26 protein-coding genes and 1 other annotated feature are annotated in these 23,923 nt (G+C 40.3%); of the genes, 19 read left to right on the forward strand and 7 right to left on the reverse strand.

The window, feature by feature from the left end:
- Nucleotides 1–17: 17 nt before the first annotated feature.
- The 19 genes from cymR to Q7A53_RS01265 all read left to right on the forward strand — a co-directional run bounded on the left by cymR (nucleotide 18) and on the right by Q7A53_RS01265 (nucleotide 17,448).
- The gene (cymR, locus tag Q7A53_RS01175) at nucleotides 18–437 is read left to right on the forward strand and encodes a cysteine metabolism transcriptional regulator CymR (protein WP_411787277.1); all 420 of its coding nucleotides are present in this window, start codon (nucleotides 18–20) and stop codon (nucleotides 435–437) included.
- 17 nt (nucleotides 438–454) lie between these two features.
- Nucleotides 455–1,597: a cysteine desulfurase family protein gene (locus tag Q7A53_RS01180; protein ID WP_411787278.1), complete on the forward strand. Its 1,143-nt coding sequence runs from the start codon at nucleotides 455–457 to the stop codon at nucleotides 1,595–1,597.
- An 18-nt stretch (nucleotides 1,598–1,615) separates the two neighbouring features.
- The gene (mnmA, locus tag Q7A53_RS01185; RefSeq protein WP_411787279.1) at nucleotides 1,616–2,728 is read left to right on the forward strand and encodes a tRNA 2-thiouridine(34) synthase MnmA; all 1,113 of its coding nucleotides are present in this window, start codon (nucleotides 1,616–1,618) and stop codon (nucleotides 2,726–2,728) included.
- Between the two features lie 185 nt (nucleotides 2,729–2,913).
- Nucleotides 2,914–3,582: a tetratricopeptide repeat protein gene (locus tag Q7A53_RS01190; RefSeq protein ID WP_411787280.1), complete on the forward strand. Its 669-nt coding sequence runs from the start codon at nucleotides 2,914–2,916 to the stop codon at nucleotides 3,580–3,582.
- Nucleotides 3,583–3,596: 14 nt separating this feature from the next.
- Nucleotides 3,597–5,918 carry an SF1B family DNA helicase RecD2 gene (gene recD2 / locus Q7A53_RS01195; protein WP_411787281.1) on the forward strand — a complete coding sequence of 774 codons (2,322 nt, stop codon included), beginning with the start codon at nucleotides 3,597–3,599 and terminating at the stop codon, nucleotides 5,916–5,918.
- An 18-nt stretch (nucleotides 5,919–5,936) separates the two neighbouring features.
- A complete protein-coding gene (locus Q7A53_RS01200; RefSeq protein WP_411787282.1) occupies nucleotides 5,937–6,752 on the forward strand; it encodes a TIM barrel protein in 816 nt (271 codons plus the stop codon).
- Nucleotides 6,753–6,807: 55 nt separating this feature from the next.
- Nucleotides 6,808–6,984 carry a hypothetical protein gene (locus Q7A53_RS01205; RefSeq protein ID WP_411787283.1) on the forward strand — a complete coding sequence of 59 codons (177 nt, stop codon included), beginning with the start codon at nucleotides 6,808–6,810 and terminating at the stop codon, nucleotides 6,982–6,984.
- A gap of 6 nt (nucleotides 6,985–6,990) precedes the next feature.
- Nucleotides 6,991–8,058 carry an AI-2E family transporter gene (locus tag Q7A53_RS01210; RefSeq protein ID WP_411787284.1) on the forward strand — a complete coding sequence of 356 codons (1,068 nt, stop codon included), beginning with the start codon at nucleotides 6,991–6,993 and terminating at the stop codon, nucleotides 8,056–8,058.
- A 43-nt stretch (nucleotides 8,059–8,101) separates the two neighbouring features.
- Nucleotides 8,102–8,319: a binding site (T-box leader), on the forward strand.
- 168 nt (nucleotides 8,320–8,487) lie between these two features.
- Complete coding sequence (gene alaS / locus Q7A53_RS01215; RefSeq protein WP_411787285.1) at nucleotides 8,488–11,124, forward strand: alanine--tRNA ligase; 2,637 nt, start codon at nucleotides 8,488–8,490, stop codon at nucleotides 11,122–11,124.
- A gap of 63 nt (nucleotides 11,125–11,187) precedes the next feature.
- On the forward strand, nucleotides 11,188–11,466 hold the full coding sequence (locus Q7A53_RS01220) for an IreB family regulatory phosphoprotein (RefSeq protein WP_411787286.1): 279 nt from the start codon (nucleotides 11,188–11,190) through the stop codon (nucleotides 11,464–11,466).
- On the forward strand, nucleotides 11,463–11,879 hold the full coding sequence (ruvX, locus tag Q7A53_RS01225) for a Holliday junction resolvase RuvX (protein ID WP_411787287.1): 417 nt from the start codon (nucleotides 11,463–11,465) through the stop codon (nucleotides 11,877–11,879). Before Q7A53_RS01220 ends, ruvX begins: the two co-directional genes overlap by 4 nt.
- A 14-nt stretch (nucleotides 11,880–11,893) precedes the next feature.
- A complete protein-coding gene (locus tag Q7A53_RS01230) occupies nucleotides 11,894–12,178 on the forward strand; it encodes a DUF1292 domain-containing protein (protein ID WP_411787288.1) in 285 nt (94 codons plus the stop codon).
- Between the two features lie 170 nt (nucleotides 12,179–12,348).
- Nucleotides 12,349–13,470 carry an endolytic transglycosylase MltG gene (gene mltG, locus Q7A53_RS01235; protein ID WP_411787289.1) on the forward strand — a complete coding sequence of 374 codons (1,122 nt, stop codon included), beginning with the start codon at nucleotides 12,349–12,351 and terminating at the stop codon, nucleotides 13,468–13,470.
- Nucleotides 13,471–13,569: 99 nt separating this feature from the next.
- The gene (locus tag Q7A53_RS01240) at nucleotides 13,570–14,211 is read left to right on the forward strand and encodes an O-methyltransferase (RefSeq protein WP_411787290.1); all 642 of its coding nucleotides are present in this window, start codon (nucleotides 13,570–13,572) and stop codon (nucleotides 14,209–14,211) included.
- Between the two features lie 62 nt (nucleotides 14,212–14,273).
- Complete coding sequence (gene udk / locus Q7A53_RS01245; protein ID WP_411787291.1) at nucleotides 14,274–14,927, forward strand: uridine kinase; 654 nt, start codon at nucleotides 14,274–14,276, stop codon at nucleotides 14,925–14,927.
- 161 nt (nucleotides 14,928–15,088) lie between these two features.
- Nucleotides 15,089–15,568, forward strand: a complete 480-nt coding sequence (gene greA, locus Q7A53_RS01250; protein ID WP_411787292.1) for a transcription elongation factor GreA — start codon at nucleotides 15,089–15,091, stop codon at nucleotides 15,566–15,568.
- Nucleotides 15,569–15,710: 142 nt separating this feature from the next.
- On the forward strand, nucleotides 15,711–16,433 hold the full coding sequence (locus tag Q7A53_RS01255) for a YrrS family protein (protein ID WP_411787293.1): 723 nt from the start codon (nucleotides 15,711–15,713) through the stop codon (nucleotides 16,431–16,433).
- Between the two features lie 31 nt (nucleotides 16,434–16,464).
- Entirely contained in the window at nucleotides 16,465–17,151 is a 687-nt protein-coding gene (gene mtnN, locus Q7A53_RS01260; RefSeq protein ID WP_411787294.1) for a 5'-methylthioadenosine/S-adenosylhomocysteine nucleosidase, read from the forward strand.
- 69 nt (nucleotides 17,152–17,220) lie between these two features.
- On the forward strand, nucleotides 17,221–17,448 hold the full coding sequence (locus Q7A53_RS01265; RefSeq protein ID WP_411787295.1) for a YrhC family protein: 228 nt from the start codon (nucleotides 17,221–17,223) through the stop codon (nucleotides 17,446–17,448).
- Between the two features lie 53 nt (nucleotides 17,449–17,501).
- On the opposite strand, the gene sigK is transcribed toward Q7A53_RS01265, so the two are convergent.
- From sigK to mbhE, 7 genes are all read right to left on the reverse strand, one after another.
- Complete coding sequence (gene sigK / locus Q7A53_RS01270) at nucleotides 17,502–18,215, reverse strand: RNA polymerase sporulation sigma factor SigK (protein ID WP_411787296.1); 714 nt, start codon at nucleotides 18,213–18,215, stop codon at nucleotides 17,502–17,504.
- Nucleotides 18,216–18,355: 140 nt separating this feature from the next.
- Complete coding sequence (mnhG, locus tag Q7A53_RS01275) at nucleotides 18,356–18,748, reverse strand: monovalent cation/H(+) antiporter subunit G (protein WP_411787297.1); 393 nt, start codon at nucleotides 18,746–18,748, stop codon at nucleotides 18,356–18,358.
- Entirely contained in the window at nucleotides 18,729–19,040 is a 312-nt protein-coding gene (locus Q7A53_RS01280) for a Na(+)/H(+) antiporter subunit F1 (protein ID WP_411787298.1), read from the reverse strand. The genes mnhG and Q7A53_RS01280 overlap by 20 nt, the downstream gene beginning before the upstream one ends.
- Entirely contained in the window at nucleotides 19,040–19,516 is a 477-nt protein-coding gene (locus tag Q7A53_RS01285; protein WP_411787299.1) for a Na+/H+ antiporter subunit E, read from the reverse strand. Before Q7A53_RS01285 ends, Q7A53_RS01280 begins: the two co-directional genes overlap by 1 nt.
- 6 nt (nucleotides 19,517–19,522) lie before the next feature.
- Complete coding sequence (locus tag Q7A53_RS01290) at nucleotides 19,523–21,007, reverse strand: Na+/H+ antiporter subunit D (protein ID WP_411787300.1); 1,485 nt, start codon at nucleotides 21,005–21,007, stop codon at nucleotides 19,523–19,525.
- Entirely contained in the window at nucleotides 21,000–21,338 is a 339-nt protein-coding gene (locus Q7A53_RS01295; RefSeq protein ID WP_411787301.1) for a Na(+)/H(+) antiporter subunit C, read from the reverse strand. Before Q7A53_RS01295 ends, Q7A53_RS01290 begins: the two co-directional genes overlap by 8 nt.
- Nucleotides 21,339–21,340: 2 nt before the next feature.
- Nucleotides 21,341–23,674 (reverse strand): hydrogen gas-evolving membrane-bound hydrogenase subunit E, encoded by a 2,334-nt coding sequence (gene mbhE / locus Q7A53_RS01300; protein ID WP_411787302.1) that lies wholly within the window; start codon nucleotides 23,672–23,674, stop codon nucleotides 21,341–21,343.
- Nucleotides 23,675–23,923 lie beyond the last annotated feature (249 nt).

Raw genomic sequence — 23,923 nt, forward strand, 5'->3', positions numbered from 1 at the left:
TATAAAGGATGATAAACATGAAGATTTCTACTAAAGGCCGTTACGGTCTTACGATTATGATTGAATTAGCCAGAAAATATGGAGACGGTCCTATTTCACTTAAACAGATCGCCCGGGATAATCATTTGTCTGAGCACTACTTGGAGCAGTTAATTGCCCCGTTGAGAAATGCGGGATTAGTGAAAAGTGTGCGGGGGGCGTATGGCGGTTATATGCTGACGAAAGCTCCACATGAAATTACTGCAGGAGACGTTATTCGTATTTTAGAAGGGCCGATCACCCCTGTGGAAGGTATTGAAGATGAAGAGCCAGCAAAGCAGGCACTGTGGAAAAGGGTTCGCGATGCGGTGAAAGATGTGTTAGATACAACTACTCTAGAAGATTTAAAAGACCATGTCGAAGATCAAACCCAAGACGCTTATATGTTTTATATTTAATGAAGTGAGGTGAAAATATGGAATCTATCTATTTAGATCATGCGGCAACGACACCCATGCATGAAATTGTGGTAGAAGCTATGCTTCCCGTCATGCAGGAGGTATTTGGCAATCCATCAAGTGTTCACCAATTCGGACGGAAAGCCAGAAGAATTCTTGATGAGTCCAGGCAGATAGCTGCAAAGAGTATCCACGCAAGAGAAACAGAAATTATTTTTACCAGCGGAGGTACAGAAGCAGATAACTTAGCGCTTTTTGGGACAGCGTTTGCTAATCAAGAGAAGGGTAAGCATATTATTACTACTTCCATTGAGCATCATGCTACATTACATGCAGCCAAGCATTTAGAAACAGAAGGTTTTGAAGTAACTTATCTGCCTGTTGACGAATGGGGAAGGATTTCAGTTGAAGATTTGGCCAGGGAGTTAAGAGAGGACACAATTCTCGTATCCGTGATGATGGTGAATAATGAAACGGGTGTCATTCAGCCGATTAGGGAATGTGCAGAATTACTGCGCGATCATCAAGCCTATCTCCATTCTGATATGGTACAGGCTTACGGTCAGCTCGAGGTGAACGTTCAAGAACTTCAAGTCGATTTACTAACCGTGTCCGGACATAAGATTAACGGTCCTAAAGGGATAGGTTTTCTTTATGTTCGGGAAGGTACGAATTTAGTAAATATCCAGCATGGCGGGGAGCAAGAGAGGAAAAGACGAGCAGGGACGGAAAACATACCTGCCGTTAAAGGATTTCAAAAAGCAATAGTATTACTTGGTGAAGAACGGATCAACAACGTTGAAAAATATACATCTTTGAAGAAGGTGTTTCTGGCAACGCTTGAGGAAGAATCCATTGATTTTCAATTAAATGGAAACCAGAATAACACAGTTGCTTCCATAGTTAATGTTAGTTTCCCAGGAATGAACGTGGAACAGCTGCTGACAAACTTTGATTTAAGCGGCATCGCTGCTTCGAGCGGCAGTGCCTGTACAGCGGGGTCAGTTGAACCCTCTCATGTATTGTCTGAAATGTACGGACCGGACTCAGATCGTACCACTAATTCGATCCGTTTTAGTTTTGGATTGGCTAATCAAAGAGATAACGTCGTCGAAGCAGCCAGAAGGATCAGTCAAATTGTTAAAAGGCTCAGTGTATAAATGAGGAAGGTGAAACATATGAAAGAACCTAAAGATACCCGCGTAGTCGTAGGTATGAGCGGAGGAGTGGATTCTTCGGTTGCCGCTTTGCTATTGAAGCAGCAAGGGTATGACGTAGTAGGGATTTTTATGAAGAATTGGGACGATACAGACGAAAATGGAGTGTGTACAGCTACAGAAGACTATGATGATGTCATTCGTGTCTGCAATCAGCTGGACATTCCCTATTATGCCGTCAACTTTGAAAAACAGTATTGGGATAAGGTATTTACTTACTTCCTGGAAGAGTATAAAGCCGGAAGAACCCCCAATCCAGATGTAATGTGTAATAAAGAGATTAAATTCAAAGCTTTCATGGAGCATGCCATGTCTCTGGGGGCGGATTATTTAGCTACTGGTCACTATGCCCGGGTCCGTGAGAATGAGGGAACTTATGAAATGCTGCGGGGAATAGATGAGAACAAAGACCAAACTTACTTCTTAAATCAATTATCTCAGGATGTGCTGGCGAAAGTGATGTTCCCTATTGGAGATATTGAAAAAAAGAAAGTACGTGCAATCGCTGAAGATGCTGGACTTGCTACTGCTAAGAAAAAAGATTCTACAGGGATCTGCTTCATTGGAGAAAGGAATTTTAAAGAATTTCTAAGTGAATATCTGCCTGCGCAGCCTGGAAACATGGAAACATTGGATGGTGAAGTGAAAGGCAAGCACGATGGCCTTATGTATTATACTCTGGGCCAAAGACAGGGACTAGGGATCGGTGGTGCTGGAGAACCTTGGTTTGTCACAGGCAAAAATATTGAAAAGAATATTTTATATGTGGGACAGGGTTTTCACCACGAAGCTCTTTATTCAGATGGCTTAATAGCTTCTGCTGCCAATTGGACGAGCGGTTCTGCTCCGACCGAAGCCTTTACTTGCACAGCGAAATTCCGCTATCGTCAGGATGATAGTGCAGTTACTGTCAATCCTATCGAGAATGGCACTTGGAAAGTTACCTTTCATGAACCGGAACGTGCGGTTACTCCGGGTCAGGCGGTTGTTTTTTATGATGGGGACGTCTGCCTGGGCGGTGCTACAATTGATGAAGTTTTAAAATCTGACGAGATTCTGACTTATGTCGGCTGACCGTAACAATGGCCATGTCCAGTTCTATTAGGGACATGGCTTTTGAAGTCAATGGAAGTTTCCATTCCCTCCAGTGGTTGAAAATGAAGTTTTATTCAACGATGATCTCACTTAAAGGGATAGGTAGTAAAATATATAGGTAACAACTAAAACTGATATCATTTTTTATAGGAGAGGAGTCAATTATGGACAAAATGTCAAAAGCAATTGAAGAAATGCAAAAGCAGAACTTTGAAGAAGCCGCTCGACTATTTACTGACGCGATCGATGAAAATCCAAAAGAACCTGTAGGGTATATTAATTTTGGGAATTTATTATTGCACATGAATGATTATGACCGTGCGCTTCGTTTCTTTAACAGAGCTATAAGTTTAGATAGCAAGGCTGCGACTGCTTACTATGGAGCAGGTAACGTGTATTACGAACAAGAAAAATTCACAAAAGCTCAGGAGCAATTTTTACTAGCTGTTGAAAACGGACTGGATGAAGCAAATGTCCATTTTATGCTGGGAATGACTTTTTTTCACCAGGAATATATGAAACTTGCTCTCCCGTATTTACTTAGAGCAGCAGAATTAGCGCCAGAGGATGTGGATGTCCAATTTCAATACGGGCTATGTCTTGCCCAGAATGGACAAATTGAAGAAACGGAACGAGTCCTGAATCATGTGCTTCACTTAGAAAAAGATCACAGTGATGCATGTTATAATTTAGGAGTAGTAGCTCTTCATAAAGAGAAACCAGATGCAGCTATCGCTTATTTTGATAAAGCGCTGGAAATTCAGCCGGATCATATGCTTGCTGCACACGCGAAGAAACAAGTAGAAGAAGCGTTGAATAACGATAAATCGTAAGGAGAAATATGGTCATGGAAGAACAATTGGTGAATCCTGAAAAAAATGAAGATCGTCCCTTTGTAAAAGGGGAATTGAAACGGATGATCTTCCATAATGAATCCGAACATTTCTCAATCGCATCAATTGCCGTCCGCGATACGAATGAGGACTTTAAAGAAAAGGATCTTGTAATTAAAGGACATTTTTCTCCTTTAGATGAAGGGGAAACCTATGTTTTCCATGGACAGTTTAAAACGCATAAAAAATTTGGATTACAGTATGAAGTTGATTTTTACCAACGGGTTCTGCCAGAAACTAAAGATGGACTAGTGTTGTATTTATCCAGTGATTTATTTCACGGAATTGGCAAGAAAACGGCGGAACGAATTTTAGATATATTGGGAGAAGGGGCTATTTCTAAGATTCTGCAGAATAGATCTGTCCTCGATACCATTCCTAAACTGCCGAAGGAAAAAGCAGATCAGCTTTATACCGCTTTAAAAGAACATCAGGGCTTTGAGCATGTAATGGTGCATCTTGCTCAATACGGCATTGGTCTAAGACTCTCTCAAAAAATATACGAGGCGTTCAAGGACCAAACTTTAAGCATTATTGAAGAAGATCCCTATCAGCTTGTGTTTAAAGTCGAAGGGTTTGGTTTTCACCGCGCTGACGAGTTAGCTAAACTTCAAAACTTATCTCACGATCACTCGACAAGGCTGCGAGCGGCGTGTCTATATATGATGCAGCAAAGTTTATCTGCAGGGCATGTCTATCTCCCCACATCAGATTGCTTATCACAAGTTGAACAGTTATTAAACAGCGGCCAAGGAGCCAGGATTTCATTTGAACAATTATCAGAGCAAATGATTCATTTAGCAGAAGAACGGTACGTGTTTATAGAAGATGAGCGAGTTTATCTTCCCTCGCTATATTTTGCAGAAAACGGCTTTGTAAGACAGCTCGATCGACTGCTGGAGGAAAAGCTGGAGACCGAATACACGCAAGCCGAATTAATGAAAATTATTGGTAATATTGAAGAAGAAGAGGCCATGAGCTATGGCGAGGATCAATTTGCTGCTATTGAAAAGGCGCTTCATTCTAAACTTATGATCTTGACCGGGGGGCCTGGCACAGGGAAGACCACAGTGATTAAAGGAATTATTCATTCTTTCTCTAAGCTTAATAAGTATTCTGTTAACCCAGGAGATTATGACCAGGACGAACCATTTCCTTTTATCATGGCAGCACCGACTGGGCGGGCGGCAAAACGAATGACTGAATCCACAGGACTGCCGGCAAGTACGATTCACCGCCTGCTGGGATGGGATGGTCATAATAGTTTCGAAAAGAACCAAAACCATCCTTTAGAAGGGAAACTCCTAATTATTGATGAATTTTCCATGGTAGATATTTGGCTTGCTTATCAATTGTTCAGAGCAATTCCCTCAGATATGCAAGTGTTAATAGTAGGGGATGAAGATCAGCTTCCTTCTGTTGGGCCTGGACAAGTCTTAGCCGATTTACTTGCCTCCAATCAGGTGGATTCTGTAAAACTGACGGAAGTATACCGTCAGAAGGAAGGCTCTAAAATTATCCAGCTTGCCCATGAAATTAAGAATGATCAATGTAAAGTAGATTCATTAAATAAACATCATGATTTTACTTTCATCCCTGCAGGAGAACGACAGCTGAAGGAACTTGTGGGAAATATCGTAAAGAAGGCAGTGGACAAGGGGATTGAATTAAGGGAAGTTCAGGTGCTTGCTCCTATGTACCGTACGGATGTCGGCATTCATCAATTAAACATCGAAATCCAAAAACTCTTAAATCCGAAGTCAAACCAAAAGCGGGATTTAGCTTTTAAAGACGTTGTTTTTCGGAAGGGAGACAAGGTGATTCAACTAGTGAATCAGCCAGAGGATGGTGTTTATAATGGAGATATTGGTGAAATCGCAGCCATTTTCAGAGAAGAAGAAAATGTCGATGGGGTAGAACAAGTAGTGGTGGAATACGATGGGAAAGAAGTAGTCTATCCAAGAAAAGATTTAAACAATATTATGCACGCGTACTGCACTTCGATCCATAAATCCCAGGGAAGTGAATTCGCTATTGTCATTCTTCCTGTGGTCCGTGGCTATAAACGAATGCTGAGGAAAAACCTTCTTTACACGGCAATAACCAGATCGAAAGAGTCGTTGATTATCTGTGGCGATCGTAGTGCCTTTTTGGAAGGTGTCAGGTCTGCAGATACAAATATAAGGTACACCAGGCTGAAAGAAAAACTTCACGAAGAGCCACCGCCTGTTTCTGAAGAGGAGGAAGAAGAACTATCTCCTTATGATTTTATGTAAAGAAAGGCGTGCATCAAATTGACTCACAAATTAGGGGTGTCCGGAAGCACGATTATGTCTGACCCCGAAAAGTTAAACGATTTATTTGGTTATCAACTCTCTCACGTCGAAATTGGCGAATTCCCAAATGAAGCATCCTTTCAGAAATTTTTAAAACTAGCAGAACAAAACCAAGTGACTTTTGGTATACATTCTCCCTTAATCAGGGGAAATAGCAAATATGATTTAATAGAAAAGGTATCTGTTCCTACAGAGTTAGCCAGAGATAACTTTGAAAAAGAAGTGTCAGCAATGAAAGAGGCCGGTGCTGCCTACGTTCTAGTTCATTTCCCCTATTTTAGGGGGGAGCGAAGAGAGAATCCTTCAGAAATGATTGAAGAAGGGTTAAGCCTATTAAGCAGCTGGCAGTTGAAATATGGCATTCCAATTGTATGTGAGCCGAAGCTCGGGGTTGATCAGTCTTCTTTAGGCATCGAATATTTACATGAATTTAGCGAAAATTTATGGAAAAGCTACGGGTTATCTATTTGTATCGATATTGGAGACTATCGCATGGCTGCGGGAGATCAATGGAAGAAGTATCTTAAACCATTATTGCCTTTCGTAAAAGTCGTGCACTTACATAATGTTGCTTATTTAGAGGAAGAGTATTTATGGATACCTGTTCATCCTGAATTGGAGTCAAGCTCCCATCATTATGCCATGCAGCCGATGATTGAATACTTGGCATCGGGCAGGGAAAAGTTTTTTGTGTTCGAGCATACTCCCCATTCAAGACCAAGCAGGCAAATGGTTGCCGAGGGAATTCAGTGGGTTCATAACTTGATAGAATAAATGTATGATTTCCCATGAATTAGACCATACTTCTCTTAAAAAAGGAGTATGCTCTATGAGATGTCCAAATTGTAACAATAAGAATCTCGGCCGAATTGGCAATGATCAGTATTATTGCTGGAACTGCTGCCTGGAGCTTTCCATTGAGAATGGCAAAATGAATATCAATCAAATAGAGGAAGATGGAAGTTTAAGTTCATTAAATGATATTTTCTATCAGCAAGGGTCTTAGATTATCATGGGGGACCGCGGAAATCTGTGGACTAGAAGGCTGACTATTTCCTTCTTTATCTTGTTGTTTCTGTTGCTGCTAGCCTGGTTGTTTCCCTATTATGACCATATTTTAATAATGGCATGTAAGATCTTTCTGCCTTTTATGATCGCCATTGTTTTATCTCTTTTGCTTCACCCGCTTGTCCATCTGCTTGAGGAGATAGGGATAAAGCGGGGGTGGGCGATTTTATTAATATTTGCTGTGTTTTTTACGCTTGCAGGGTTTGGGATTTATAGAGGCTATCCTAAATTAATAGAACAGCTGAAGTTATTAAGTGATCAGCTTCCTCAGTTAACCGAAGCTTACCAGGGATGGACAAAACAGATTTATGCTCAGACCGAACGGCTGCCGGATGGCATTCATCACAAATTAGACGGCAGTTTCTCTAATTTTGAAGCTTGGCTGAGTTCTCGTTTGATGATTGTTCTAACAGGCATGAGCGGAATTTTTGATTTAATTTTGTTAATTGCCGTGATCCCGGTCATGACTTTTTATTTTTTGAAAGATGATAAGCTGATTTTCCAAGCATGTATTAAACTCCTGCCTAGAAAATGGCACGAGGAAGGCACCCGTCTTGGGAAAGAACTAAGTCGCTCTTTAGGTGGATATATTCGAGGTCAGCTTCTCATTAGTTTATTTGTAGGAGTACTGGCGTCGATAAGCTTTTGGCTGGCGGGGCTTCCTTACCCGTTAGTTCTGGGGATTATAGCAGGGATAACGAATATTATTCCGTATTTTGGACCGCTGTTAGGGGCGGTGCCTGCTTTAATCGTAGCCATCACTGTGTCTGTAAAAACTTTAGTTTTTGCCTTAATAGCCATTACTGTAATTCAAGTCCTTGAAGGCAATCTTTTATCGCCGTACATTATGGGAAAGAGCATTCATATCCATCCTCTTCTCATCATCTTTGCCTTAATTGCTGGAGGAGAGCTTGCGGGTATTCCAGGTATGATATTAGCCGTGCCTGCACTTACTTGTCTAAAAGCCATCATTCATGAAATTAAACTTGGAAGGCTTGACGTTGACAGATAAGGGCTTGTTCACTATAATTACCCATATCGAACTATATGGACGAATAAACACGATGAAGGAAAAAAGTAAACAGGCATCACTTCTAAGAGAGGGATTTCCATTAGGCTGGGAGAAATCCTGCTGGTGATTTGTTGAAAGCTATTCCAGAGTGCGGTTAATCCCCGCCGGTGTCACGCCTCGTTATTGGCGTATGAGGTGATAGATGATTGTTGTCTATAATCAGGGTGGTACCGCGGTTTTTTTAAAGCTCCCGTCCCTGCCGTTGCGCAGGGACGGGATTTTTTCGTTCATTTGGAAATATCGTTAATAACTGAAATTTGAATACCCAGGTCTTCACTCGGTTGAAAGACTTCTGCGGCTTGGGATGATTACATGAAGTTAAGGCTGCTGAGGTGCATCCATTTCGATAATTTAAGGAGGATTCAGATAATGAAACAATTAACATCCGCTCAAGTGCGACAAATGTATTTAGATTTCTTTAAGGAGAAAGGGCACAGTGTAGAACCAAGTGCTTCCTTGGTCCCTCATGAAGACCCATCACTCCTGTGGATTAATAGTGGAGTAGCTACATTGAAAAAGTATTTTGATGGTCGCGTAATACCTGAAAATCCAAGAATTGTAAATGTGCAAAAATCCATACGGACAAATGACATTGAAAATGTAGGATTTACAGCCAGACACCATACGTTTTTTGAAATGCTTGGTAATTTTTCAATTGGAGATTATTTTAAAGAACAAGCGATAGAATGGGGCTGGGAATTTCTAACGAGTCCAGATTGGATCGGATTCGATAAGGACAGGCTATCCGTGACGGTTCACCCCGAGGATGACGAGGCTTATAACTTATGGAAAGAAAAGGTAGGAGTGAAAGAAGAACAAATCATACGCCTGGAAGAAAATTTCTGGGACATCGGCGAAGGCCCGAGTGGTCCTAATACAGAAATTTTCTATGATCGAGGAGAGGAGTTTGGAAATGATCCCTCTGATCCAGAACTGTATCCAGGCGGAGAAAATGATCGGTATCTTGAGATCTGGAATTTAGTATTTTCTCAATTTAACCACAACCCAGATGATACCTATACTCCGCTTCCAAAGAAAAATATAGATACCGGTATGGGGCTGGAACGAATCGTTTGTGTGATTCAGGAAACTCCGACCAATTTCGAGACTGATTTATTCATGCCTATTATTCACGCTGTAGAAAAAATTTCAAATGATCAATACGGTAAAAACCAAGAAAATGATGTGGCATTTAAAGTGATCGCCGACCACATGAGAACCGTCACCTTTGCAGTGGGGGATGGAGCACTGCCTTCCAATGAAGGCCGTGGGTATGTACTTCGCCGTTTGTTAAGACGGGCGGTACGCTTTGCCAAGCAGCTTGGTATTGATAAACCATTTATGTATAAGTTAGTGCCTGAAGTATCTCAGATTATGCTTGCGTTTTATCCGGAAATTAAAGACAAGCAAGAATTTATCCAGACCGTTATTAAAACAGAAGAGGAACGTTTTCATGAAACTCTTAATGATGGACTGGCTATCCTGTCTACTATCATAAAGCAGGAGTCTGACAAAGGCAGTAACGTTTTTCCAGGTACGGAAGTCTTCCGTCTTTACGATACGTATGGATTTCCTAAAGAATTAACTGAAGAGTACATTGCTGAAGCAGGATTCACGATTGATGAAGCAGGCTTTCAACAAGAAATGAAGCAGCAGCGGGAACGGGCTCGAAACGCTAGACAGAAAACAGATTCCATGCAAATTCAAGAAGGGGTCCTTGGAGAAGTTCATGTAGATAGTGAATTTATTGGCTATGACCAAATGGAAACAAAAGCAGAAATTGTTGAATTAATTAAAGGAAAAGAATTTGCAGATACAGCAGAACAAGGGGATACCGTCTATTTCTTCCTTGATCAAACGCCGTTTTACGCTGAAAGCGGAGGTCAAATCGCAGATAAGGGGTATGTCCAGACACCGAATGGCACGCTTGAAGTAACGAATGTCCAGAAAGCTCCAAATGGGCAGAATATGCATGAAGCAACCGTGAAAACCGGCAGGATAGAAAAAGGGGAACAGGCAAGAGCAGAGGTGGATCAATCCTCCCGTTCCTTTATTATCAAAAACCATACGGCGACCCACCTGCTACATCAGGCATTAAAAGATGTCCTGGGAGATCATGTGAACCAGGCTGGCTCTTTAGTAGCCACTGATCGGCTCCGTTTTGACTTCTCTCATTTTGGTTCCATCAGTCAAGATGAAATAGAGCAAATTGAGACCATAGTGAATGAGAAGGTTTGGAAATCCTTACCTGTCTCAATTGAATATAATTCTATTCAGGAAGCAAAAGAAAAGGGAGCTATGGCGCTTTTCGGCGAAAAGTATGGAGATGTAGTACGAGTGGTGCAAGTCGGAGATTACAGCCTTGAACTTTGCGGAGGGTGTCATGTTCTTAATACGGCAGAAATCGGCTTGTTCAAAATAGTTTCCGAATCGGGGATAGGCGCTGGAACTAGAAGGATTGAAGCAGTGACTGCCAAAGAGGCTTATGTATATATGAATGAGAAAGAAGCCGTGCTCAAACAAGTAGGAGTACTTCTGAAAACTCAGCCAGATAAGGTTACGGAAAGAATTGAAGGACTGCAGAAGGATTTAAAAGAACTGCAGAGAGAAAAAGATTCCTTAACGGCGAAGATTTCAAATCTTGAAGCTTCTTCCATAATGGATGAAGTTGAGCAGGTTAACGGAATTAACGTCCTGGCGAAGCAAGTAGAAGTAAAAGATAAGAATGCTCTGAGAACGATGGTCGATGATTTGAAACAAAACATCGGCTCAGGAATTATTTTGCTTGCTGCTCCAAATGGGGAAAAAGTTCAATTAATTGCAGGGGTTTCCAAAGATTTAGTCGAAAGAGGATATCATGCAGGAAATTTAATTAAAGAAGCAGCTACTAGATGCGGAGGCGGTGGCGGCGGCCGTCCGGATATGGCCCAGGCAGGGGGCAAAGATGCTTCGAAAATTCCAGAAGCGCTTCGCTTTGCCAAAGAATATGTCAATCAAAACTCCTAATTTTTCTTAAGTACTAATTAGGTATATAATAGAGGAAACACTAATAAGTGCGAGGTGACTGTGATGAGCTCAATGGATAAAACAATGAGATTTAATTTTTCGGAAGAACCTTTTGATCAGGATGTCCGGTCTGTATTATTATCGGTGCACAGCGCTCTGCAAGAGAAGGGCTATAATCCGATTAACCAAATTGTCGGGTACCTGCTTTCAGGGGACCCAGCTTACATTCCGCGTCACCAGGATGCAAGAAATCTAATAAGGAAACTTGAGAGAGATGAATTAATTGAAGAATTGGTTAAGTTTTATTTGAAAGAGAATAAAAATAAAGAGGGCGTTGAATGAAAAAGATTGGTCTGGATGTAGGTGAAAAAACAATAGGCATCGCTATTTCTGATGCTTTAGGGTGGACGGCGCAAGGACTAAAGACCTTGCGCTGGAAAGAACCAGACTTTGAAACAGCAAAGGAACCTCTCCGTGAAATTATCACTCAGCATGAAATTACCGAAGCTGTGATAGGTTTCCCTAAGAATATGAATGGTTCTATAGGCCCTCGTGCAGAAGCAAGCCAGGCTTTTGCCTCATGGCTTGAGGAAGAATTTAAGATGGATGTCCATCTTTGGGATGAGCGGCTCACGACGATGGCGGCGGAGCGGGTACTTATTGATGCTGATGTTAGTCGAAAGAAAAGAAAAAAAGTCATTGATAAAATGGCAGCAGTTATGATTTTGCAAAGTTATATGGACGCTAAACAATAAGAGGAGGCATATCAATGGCTATAGAGAAAGAAGAGAGAATTGTAATACCAGATGAAAATGGGGAAGAGCATTTATTTGAAGTGCTTTTTACTTTTGATGTAGACCAGACAGGACATTCCTACATGGCAGTGGTTCCTGCTGAACAGAAAGAAAGTGACGAGGTAGAAGTGTTTGCCTTTCGTTATGAAGAAAAAGGTAACGAAGAAGATGATTTATCATTGTTCCAAATTGAATCAGAAGAAGAATGGGATATGGTTGAAGAAATGCTGAATACCCTTACAGATGAGGATTTAGCTTAGTACATTTAAATGACACTGAAGTCTGCAGCCAAGCGGCTGCAGACTTTTTTGCGGTTTTGGAAATGTTCATTTTACATATAAAATGCCGGGTTATGTAGGAATTTGTGGAAAGTCGTAGAAAGGTTATCCTTATTTATAGTATAATGTACCGGATGGAAGGAGGAAGTCTGTTGTCGGATTCAAAATTTAAGAAAAAATACAAAGAACGACTGGCTAATCGTTCTAAAGAAGCTAGCACGGTTCGCAAAATAGTTTCAATAGTTCTATCCATACTTGTAATAGGAATTGTAGTAGGAGGTCTTTCAGGTTACCTCTATGTGAAATCTGCTTTAAAACCTGTCGACCCTGATGATAATACTCAAAAACAAGTAGAAATTCCCCTTGGTTCTACTACTTCTGCTATAGCAGGAATTCTGGAGAAAAATGATATCATAAAAAATGATCTGATATTTAGATTTTATACAAAATTTAATAATGAATCAGGTTTCCAAGCTGGAAATTATCAATTTACTTCTTCCATGACTTTAGATGAGATTATTGATTCATTGCAAGAAGGTCAGTTAATGAAAAAAGCTGTAGCTAAAGTAACTATTCCAGAAGGGAAGACTTTAGATCAAATTGCAGAAATTTACGGGAATCAATTTGATAACATTTCAAAGAAGCAATTTCTCAACAAAGTCAATGATAAAGATTATGTGAAAAGCTTAATTAAAAAGCATCCAGCTTTATTAGACAAAGTCATCCTTGATAAAAAAATCAAAAGACCTCTTGAAGGATATTTGTTTGCTGCAACTTATCCTTACTACGTAAGTGATCCTTCGCTTGATCAAATCATTGAATCCATGATCCAGAAAAGTGAGTCTGTGATATTGCCTTATAAACAGGCGTTTGCTAAAAAGGATATGACGATTCATGAAGGCGTAACGATGGCATCCTTAGTAGAAAATGAAGCTAGGAATGCAAAAGATCGTAAGAAGATTGCCGAGGTCTTCTATAATCGATTAGATGAAGACATGAGGCTTCAAACGGATCCCACCGTCCTTTATGCTCAGGATAAGTGGAAAGAAAAAGTATTATCTAAAGATCTGAAAGTGGATTCACCTTACAATACTTATAAAATCAGTGGATTGCCAGTTGGCCCCATTTCAAATTTCCACAAAAACTCCTTAGAGGCCGTAGCTAATCCTGCCGATAACGATTTTCTTTATTTCCTGGCAGATAGTGATGGTAAAATTCACTATGCAAAAACGTTAAAAGAGCATAACAATTTCAAAGAAAAGTATATTAATTAGAAAAACATTTCAGGAATGCAAGTCATCACTCGCATTCCTGCTTTTTTATATGTTAAAATAATAGGGTTGAAAAATTGGTGACTGAAAGGACGATTTAATATGGAGGATAAGAACTATTTGGAATCATTGGTTTCTAAATCTGCCCCAGACGTCCACCAGATGGAAAAATATGCTGAGGAGAATGGCGTTCCAATTATGGAACCCTTAGGTATTCATTTTCTTATGCAAATGGTACGAATTAAGCAGCCGAAAAGAATTCTGGAAGTAGGTACGGCTATTGGATATTCGGCTTTGCGTATGCTTGAAGCTTACCCCGACTGCCACATTGTTTCTATTGAGAGAGACGAGGTTAGATATAAAGAAGCACTTGAAAATGTAAAGAAGTTTGGTGACGAAGGAAAAATTCAAATAATTCTTGGAGACGCTTTGGAAGTACAACAACAAGTTAAAAAAGAAGGGCCGTATGATTTATTATTCATTGATGCTGCAAAAGGCAAATATGAAGAGTTTTTCAAATTGTATTCTCCCTTAGTTACAGAGAATGGATTGATTATATCTGATAATGTATTATTTAAAGGATATGTAGCGGCACCTGACCAGGCATCGGCACGTATGGCTAAGTTAGCTGGAAAGATTAGAAATTTTAACCAAAAGCTGATGGAACATCCGGATTTCAGCACAACGATAGTTCCTATAGGGGACGGAGTTGCGTTAACGGTAAGAAACTCATCCAGTACTTAAGGTGAGATAATGATTTTAAAAAAAGAGATGAATTCATCGGGATGAAAGGAGTATCCTTTAGCATGACTGATAAACCTGTCGTAATTGGAGTTGCAGGAGGAACGGGATCTGGTAAGACTAGTGTGACACGGTCTATTATTCAGCGTTTTGCTGATAAGACCATTTTAATGCTGGAACAAGATTACTATTATAAGGATCAGAGTGACCTTCCTTTTGAACAAAGATTACAAACAAATTATGATCACCCGCTGGCTTTCGATAATGATCTGCTTATAGAGCATCTTCAACAATTGATCCATGAGAAACCGGTTGAAAAACCAGTCTATGATTACAAGATGCATACCAGATCAGAGGAAACGATCCACATTGAACCTAAAGAAGTAATCATTGTCGAAGGAATCCTTGTCCTTGAAGACGAACGATTACGTGATTTAATGGATATTAAAGTATTCGTTGATACGGATGCTGACGTCCGCATCATCCGCCGTATGATGCGTGATATTAATGAACGCGGCCGGTCACTGGATTCAGTGATTGAACAATACATTAATGTAGTCAGGCCGATGCATTTGCAATTTGTAGAGCCAACCAAACGCTATTCTGATATTATTATTCCGGAAGGCGGACAGAATCATGTAGCTATTGACTTAATGGCTGCTAAAATTCAAACGGTACTTTACGAAAAAGGTCAAACCTTGAGTAAAGAAAATAGTTGAAAAGTTGTAAAAAATCTGGCATAGTTTTGAATAGTAGTTCTAGAGACACTATAATCTTGATACAGTTATAGTAATTATCAGATGAGCTTACATCTATGTACAGCTCATTTCCTTATATTTAGGAAACCGCATACTGTTGTAATTAAAGGAGTGGTGTAAGAATGGCAGAAGAAAAAAGCTATTACATGACAGAAGAAGGCAAGCAGAAATTAGAGAGCGAGCTGCATCATTTAAAAACGGAGCGCCGTAAAGAAGTCGTAGAACGCATTAAAATTGCAAGAGGGTTTGGAGATCTTTCTGAGAACTCTGAATATGATGCTGCTAAGGACGAGCAGGCGTTTGTAGAAGCAAGAATTACTCAAGTTGAAAACATGATTCGTAATGCAGTAATTATCGAAAATGATAATGATAACCCAGATACGGTTTCATTAGGAAAATCAGTTACCTTTCAAGAGCTTCCAAATGGCGATAAAGAAACTTATAAAATCGTGGGTAGTGCAGAAGCTGATCCATTTGAAGGGAAGATCTCGAATGATTCTCCTATGGCTCAAAGTCTGATTGGTCATGTCGTTGGAGATGAAGTATCCGTGGCAACCCCGGGCGGAGAAATTGACGTAAAAATCATTACGGTAGATCAATAAGAAAGTCAAAGGCAGGGAATTTTCCCTGCCTTTTTCTCTAGTTCTAACCGATTAATTCAATAAGTTTTGGGTACAAAGGACGCATTGGTAACTTGTGCTTGATCCTGTATAATATACAGCGAATTAAAGGAGGAGAAGATCGATGCCAGACAATAAACCATCAAATTCACGGACAGATCGATTTGAAAACAGAAGGAAATGGAAACGAATAATGGCTGTTCTTACTGGATTAGCAGCCCTCGTAGTCGTGGTATTTTTATCGCTCGTTTTCTTTGGCGGAGATGATAGTGCCGGCTCAGCTGAACCATCCAGCCAGAGCAGCCAATCTGCTGACCAAAAATCCGACAGCGATTCATCTAGTACGGATTCCAGCGATTCTAACGGAGAAAAAAATAATGCCTCTGACAATACCGATGAAAATAACAATTCATCAGAGGATTCTCAAAGTGATGAAAGTAAAAATAGTGACGGAGACCAAAAAGATAAATCACAAAAAGATAAAAATTCCGGGGACGACTTGACCGTGGAAGAAGATTCTTCAGATTCTAATGTGGAACGAGTTATTAAGAAGGACTGGAAACCTGTAGCTACTAAGCAGAAAATTTCAGGTGATCATTCCGTTAATTGGTCTAATGATGATTCTCAGGATTGGCAGGAGCTGCTGCAAGCTGTAAGTGAAGCAACAGGGATCCCTGCTAATAGTATGATTACTTGGTGGGTCGATGGAAACGGGCCGCAGAAAGTAGTGGCTACAGTTTCAGATGACGCAGAGAAGCAAACGTATCGCGTTCATGTGGAATGGGTAGAAGGAAAAGGCTATAAGCCAACGATGCTCGAAGCTTTAAAAAGCAATAAATACAAATAATAGAAAACCATTAGCAGGAAGGAAGTCAGCCATGATTGGAATTATCGGCGCAATGGATGAAGAGATTGAATTACTAGAACGCAATATGAACGTTGCGAATAAAGTGGAGGCTGCTGGAACTCTATTTATTGAAGGAGTGCTGAAAGGGAAAGATGTTGTACTCCTAAAGTCTGGGATAGGTAAAGTAAATGCCGCTATGGCAACGACAATGCTTCATGAGAGATATGATATTGATATGGTGATCAATACTGGCTCAGCCGGTGGTTTTGCCGATGAACTTGAGGTGGGAGATGTAGTCATTTCAAGTTTAGTGACCCACCATGATGTTGATGTTACGGCATTTGACTATGAGTATGGACAAGTACCGGGCATGCCACCGATGTATAAAGCAGATGACCGATTAATGACGAATGCCATAGATGCTGTCGCCGGCACCAAGGCGAAAGCTGCCCGAGGAATTATCGCTACAGGGGACAGTTTTATGCAAGACGAAACCCGAGTGAAATTTGTTCAGGATAAGTTTCCAGATATGATTGCTGCAGAAATGGAAGCGGCTGCCATTGCCCAAGTCTGTTATAAATATAATACTCCATTTGTGGTGATACGTGCCTTGTCAGACATCGCTGGGAAAGAGTCCGAAATATCCTTTGAACAGTTTCTCCCATTAGCTGCAGAAAACGCTGCTATCATGATTATGGCCATGGTTGATTCTCTGTAATAACAATAATTACCACCGAAACGCTGAGGCAGATATGGTACAATTTTAATTGTGCAGGAGGTGGCGGTTATGAAATCTTCCGAATGGATGAGCAAAAAGATTTCTGACTTTAAGAGATTTACTATGACTCTGCTGATACTTAGCAGCTATTTATATGTAGGGTCCTTGATTAGTATTTATGAATATCAGAGTACTGCATACTTGTACCTGCTGCCACTCGTTATTTTTGGTTTATGTACAGCATTACTCTTTTCATTAAAAATTAAGAAATGGCAGCAAATACAGCAACAGCAATAATAAGCTCACACGGTTTAGTCCGTGTGAGCTTATTTGTTAATCATATTTAGTAGTCATCTGCTTTTTCCTTGTTTACTTTGCTTATAAAATTCGTGAAAGATCTTCATCAGTGCACGTTTTTCAATTCTAGAGACATAGCTCCGGGAGATTCCTAGTTCTTTGGCGATTTCCCGTTGTGTCTTTTCGTCCTCCTGGTTTAGTCCATAACGGTAAATAATGACTTCTTTTTCTCTTTCATCAAGAATATTTATGAAATCCTTAATCTTTTCAAGTTCCATATGGAGCTGAATTTCCTCTACAATATCTACGGAATCTGCCTGAAGGATGTCGAGTAAGTTCAATTCATTACCTTCTTTATCATGACCAATGGGATCTTGAAGGGATATGTCTTTATTCATCTTCTTAGTGGAACGTAGATGCATCAAGATTTCATTTTCTATGCATCTAGCAGCATAGGTAGCCAATTTTGTTCCTTTCCCCGTAGAATAGCTCTCTATGCCTTTTATTAATCCTATCGTTCCTATGGATATAAGGTCTTCAAAATCTTCTTTCGTATTTTCAAATTTTTTCACGATGTGTGCCACTAAACGAAGATTATGTTCAATCAGCTTATCTCGAGCATCTTGACTGCCTTCTTGCATCAACTTAAGCTGCTTAGCTTCTTCCTCTGGAGACAAGGGGCTTGGGAACGCTTGATTCTTTACGTAGGACATGAAAAACAGTGATTCTTTAAAGAAGTACAAGATAGAAGCGATAATACTGCTCATAAGATGCGCACCTCCTCATTATTTAGGCATCTGCCTAACACATATGTATGTGCGATTGGAGGGCTCTGTGCTTGTTCCTTAATAAAAAGAATCAATACTAATCAAGAAGGCATAAAAAAAGCATGGCTGCCAGGCCATGCTTAGTCTTCTCTAGATATCTTACTTTGTTTATCCTCTTTATATACGGTTGAATAATAATCGTCTTTTACGCTTTTTTCCCATAATGGAACCCCGCTGCGGTATGCTGCTCTTGCAATCATGTGTCCTGATACAGGAGCTGTCAACAGAACAAATAATATGCCAAGCAGAAGCTTGCCGCTGACAATGTCATACTCTGAATACAAGTAAAGGAAGGCACCTATCATAATGCCTGCGACACCGAGCGTGGAGCTTTTTGTAGCAGCATGGAGCCTGGCATATACATCGGGGAACCTTAATATACCAATCGAACCTGAGATAATAAAAAAAGTACCGATGAGTAGTGATAAACAAATGGTAAGATCGAATACTACGTTAATCCACGTCCCGTTCAATAATAACACCCTTTTCCAAGAATTTCGCCAAAGCTACCGTACCGATAAATAACAGAATTCCAATAAGAAGAATAACATCATTGAACTTCGTGGTAACAAGCAGAATGGCGATTAACCCTGCTAAGGCCATCAAATTAATTCCTATAGTGTCAAGAGCCACAGCTCTGTCGGGGTTAGTGGGCCCGGCAAGTGCTCGGTACAATAAGAGAACGATCGAAATGGAAATCCCTATAATGGAAATAATGGTGGTAATGTAAATTAAATTCTGGGTGATGTCCAAAAGATGTTCCATTACCGCGTCACCTCCATGATGGCTTTTTCAAAAGTATCCTTAATTTCATTGATGGATTCTTCCACGTCGGGTACATCCATTGCGTGAACGAAAATAGTGCGATGATCTTCACTAACCGCAATGGAAAGAGTTCCAGGGGTTAATGTGATTAGATTTGCAAGCAAAGTGATTTCCCAGTTGCTTTTTAATTCAATAGGAAGCGCAAATATGCCAGGCTGAATATCCAGTTTGGGTTTGTAGACAAGCTTTACAATATCCACGTTAGCCAGAACTAACTCTCTAACAAACAGGAGAATTAATTTAATTACTTTCCACACACGAATCATGTAAAAAGAATCAGGAATAAAGCGCTGGAAGACAAACAATAAGGCCATTCCTAACAGAAATCCTACAAAGAAAGTAGAAAATGAATAGCTTTCACTCAGGAACATCCACATGACCGCAATGATGATATTTAATACAATTTGAAAGGGCATTGACGTCTACTCCTTTAGTACAGAATCAATATAGATTTGAGGATCCATTAAATATTGAGCAATGGATTCCACAGATGGGTAAAACCATTCTGCGCCTACGCCAAGTAACACCGATAGCGAAAGCAATAGACCAATGGGCCAGGCCATACGCGTTGTTTTCTTTTTCCTTTCCGGTTTGACCAGTTCCCCTTTTTCTCCCCAGAACCCTTGCACAAAAATGCGGATCATTGAGAAGAGGATAAGCAGACTGGAGACTAGAGCGGCCACAACTATTAGAATCTGCTCTTCAGCTAGGCCGCCTTGTAAAAGCAGTAATTTTCCAATGAAGCCGCTAAACGGCGGGAGTCCTGCCAGAACAAGAGAAGCAACAAAGAAAAACCAGCCAAGCACTGGATAATGATGAATTAATCCTTTCATTTTTCTTAAGTCCGAAGTTCCTGAAGCGTAAGTGATTGCCCCGATCAATAAGAAAAGCACACCTTTAATGACCATGTCGTGGATTAAATAATAAATGGTTCCACTTACAGAAGTTACCGTGAAAATTCCAATGCCCATCAGCATAAATCCGACGGCAGGGATGATATTGTAAGCAATGATTAATTTCACATTATTTGTGGACATCGCCCCTATAACCCCGAAGATCATCGTGAATGCCGCAAGATAAATAAATAATGTATGGGTCAGATCGATATTTTGAACAAAAATGAGCGTGAAGACTCTTAAGATGGAGTAGATTCCCACTTTAGTTAACAGCGAGCCAAACAGCGCGGAAACCACAGGGTTAGGTACCGAATAAGGGCTTGGGAGCCAGTAATACAAAGGGAAAACCGCTGCTTTAGTAGCAAACACGAAAAACAGCAGAATAGCAATTGTAGTAAGGATTCCACTTTGATCAACTTCCTGTACCCTTTCTGCAATTTGCGCCATGTTCACGGTACCGACGACCGAATATAAAAACGCTACAGTTGTAACAAACAGCATCGAAGAAAATAGATTAATTAGTACATACTTAATAGATTCTCTAAGCTGAACTCTGCCATTACCTAGAACAATTAAGCCATAAGAAGCCATTAAAAGAACTTCAAAGAATACAAATAGGTTAAACAAATCTCCTGTAATAAAAGCTCCGCTTACCCCGGTAATTAACAAAAAGAATAAGCTGTAAAAATAATAATGCTCCTGTTTTTCAGATAAGGTTTGCGGAGCATAAAACACACAGGCCACAGCAACGATGTTCGTGGTTAAGACGAGTGTAATGGAAAGAACATCTGCCACCAGTACGATTCCATAAGGAGCAGCCCAATCTCCCGTTTCTAAAATTATCGATCCACTGGTGTGAACTTGCCAGAAAATCCAAGCTACCACTATTAAATTTATCACAGCAATTACTTGAGCGGAAATTCGTACAAATTTTATTCTTTTATGGAAGAATGCCAATAAGATGCCCGCCAGCAGTGGCAGGATAATTGGTAGTACTGCTAAATTACTCATAATCGTTACCCCTTAATTGCTCCATATTATCTGTACCATTAACTTTAGATGCTCGATAAGCCAGGACAAGCAATAAACTAGTTACTCCAAAACTGATAACAATAGACGTTAGGATTAAGGCCTGCGGGAGCGGGTCCGTATAGTTTTCTACGCCCTCCTTAAGGATAGGGGGGGCACCGCGTTTAAGCTCTCCCATTGTTAAAATAAACAGATGAGCTCCGTGTGAAATTAATCCTGTGCCAATGATTATCCGAAGCAGCTGCTTTTGGAGGAGGTTATATATACCAGTGGTAAATAATATACCTGCAAGGATGGCCATAATGATTTCCATAATTATTCATCCTCCTTATTGCCGCGAAGTTTAATAAGCCCGTAGATAGCCATGGCAGCAATTCCAAGTACAGTAATTTCGAACATTGTATCCAACCCACGCATATCAACGAGAATGACATTCACGATGTTGTTGCCCCCACCTAATTCATGAGAAGTGTGAATGAAATATTCTGCGATCGAATCGAACCATTTACTGCTGTGAGCAGAAATAGCAACCATAGTCATTAATAATCCAAAGCCTATCGATATTATTAAATTCATCGCTTTTATCCCTATACTTTCTTTCTTCTTTTTCAAATCAGGGAGGTGATAAAAAGCCAGCAGGAACAGAGCGACTGTAACTGTCTCAATTATAAGCTGGGTCAAAGCAAGGTCAGGAGCTCGGTATAGCACGAACAAAATTGATAAACCGTAACCTGCGACACCTAGTATGAGAATCGCAGCAATCCTGTTATTGGTCAGGATGGTGCCAACCGCTGCCAAGACCATCATCACTGCCACGCACATCTCCGGCAGGGTAACGGAAGAGAGATTATCGAATTCAATCGTAAACCCGTTGGTTAAAGCCATAATCGCAAACGTGACGATCATAATCGCAATTAGTATTAATCGAACGTATCGGCTGAGTGAACCATTCATATAACCTTTCGTTATCTTTTCTGAATAGCGTTCGACTCGATAGACCATGCCATCGTAAAATTTATTCAGACTAAGAGGCCCTGGCACAATAGTGTAGAGAAACCTCCAGCTTGGCAGGGAAAGCACCAAAATAGTTCCGAAAACTACCACGGTTAAAGACATGATTAAAGCAGGCTTAATTCCGTGCCAGAAAACAATATGATGTGTAGAGGCGATACCGCTTACCGCTTCTGCCGCATGAGCAATAAATGATTCATTAATTAAGTGAGGAAATAAACCAATGATAATTACGGCAGCTACCAGAACAATCGGGGATAGCAGCATGCCAACGGGCGCTTCATGCGGTTTCTTAGCTAGCTTATCTAATTGAGCTTTTCCTCGAAAGGTTCCGAAAAAGAAATACATAGAATAAACAAATGTAAAGATACTTCCTAAAACTGCGAGATACGGAATTGCTGATTGTAAGAATCCTGCATATCCGGTCAGCACATTATTCAAATCGTTACTTGCTTGAAAAAATAATTCCTTACTATAGAATCCATTTAAAAACGGTAAAGGAACGCCTGCCATCGAAAAGGAAGCAAAAAGAGCTAGCGTTGCTGTGATTGGCAGAAAGCTCATAAGTCCGCCCAGTTTTCTAATATCTCGGACACCTGTTTCATGATCAACTATCCCGGCAACCATAAATAAACTCCCTTTAAAGGTCGCGTGGTTTAAAATATGGAACATGGCGGCAAATACCGCTGCTTCTGTACCAAATCCAAGCATGGCCATGATCATTCCGAGTTGACTGATCGTGGAAAAGGCAAGGATAGCTTTTAAATCGGTCTGGCGAACCGCCATATAAGAGCCCCAGCATAAAGTGACAATCCCAGCTGTGGACACGATAATGAAGAACCATTCCGATGAGGAAAGCATAGGAGAAAACCTTGCTACTAAATATATCCCAGCTTTAACCATTGTCGCGGAGTGCAAATACGCACTAACTGGAGTGGGAGCTTCCATTGCATCGGGAAGCCAAATGTGAAAAGGAAATTGAGCAGATTTAGTAAAAGCCCCTAACAATAGCAACACAAGAATGAAGGGGAAATACTCATTGTTGAGAATCGCTTCCTGTTGGGAAATCATCTGCTGCACACTGGTTGTCCCTGTGATTACATTCATAAACACGAGAGCCCCAAGCATGCTCAGTCCTCCAAATACCGTAATCAACATAGATTTTAAAGCCCCGTAGCGCGAGGATTCTTTAAAATGCCAAAAACCGATTAGCAGAAATGAAGATAAAGAGGTTAGTTCCCAGAAGAAGTACAACACATAAATATTGTCAGAAAGAACAACCCCTAGCATGGAACCCATAAATAATAGAAAATACACATAAAAATGGCCCAGCTGTTCTGAGGTATGTAAATAATAAGTAGAGTAGAAGGCAACTAAAGCCCCGATCCCGCTGATTAACAGCACAAACAACAAGCTGAGCCCATCTAAATTAAATGAGATGTCGATGTTTAAGGACGGCATCCAGCTGTAGTACCTTTGGACAGGTTCAAACCCGTGGCCAAGAAATTGAGAAAAATAAATAAATACAATGACAGGAACGACTGTCACCAAGTAACCCGTGTGAACTTTATACTTCCATTTACTTAGAAATGGGATAATAATGGCAATAATAAAAGGCAGTAATACAGCCAGCAGCATCTAGATGTTCCTCCTCGAAATAACTTCATTTGATCTATGTGAAAAAATTAATAAACGTTATTCACTCAATTGTAATCAAAAAACAACAAAACATTCAACTGAATACCATTATTCTTGGCTAAATGACAGGATTTACACTTTTCCTATTAAATAAGTAGAAACTCATCAATTTTACTCAAACTTTTTTCGTGCAGGAAGAGCAAATTTAATTTGTACAACGAAAATGCCCGAACCATTTATTTCCATTGG

The sequence above is a fragment of the Halobacillus rhizosphaerae genome, assembly GCF_046719735.1.
Lineage (GTDB): Bacteria > Bacillota > Bacilli > Bacillales > Halobacillaceae > Halobacillus_B > Halobacillus_B rhizosphaerae.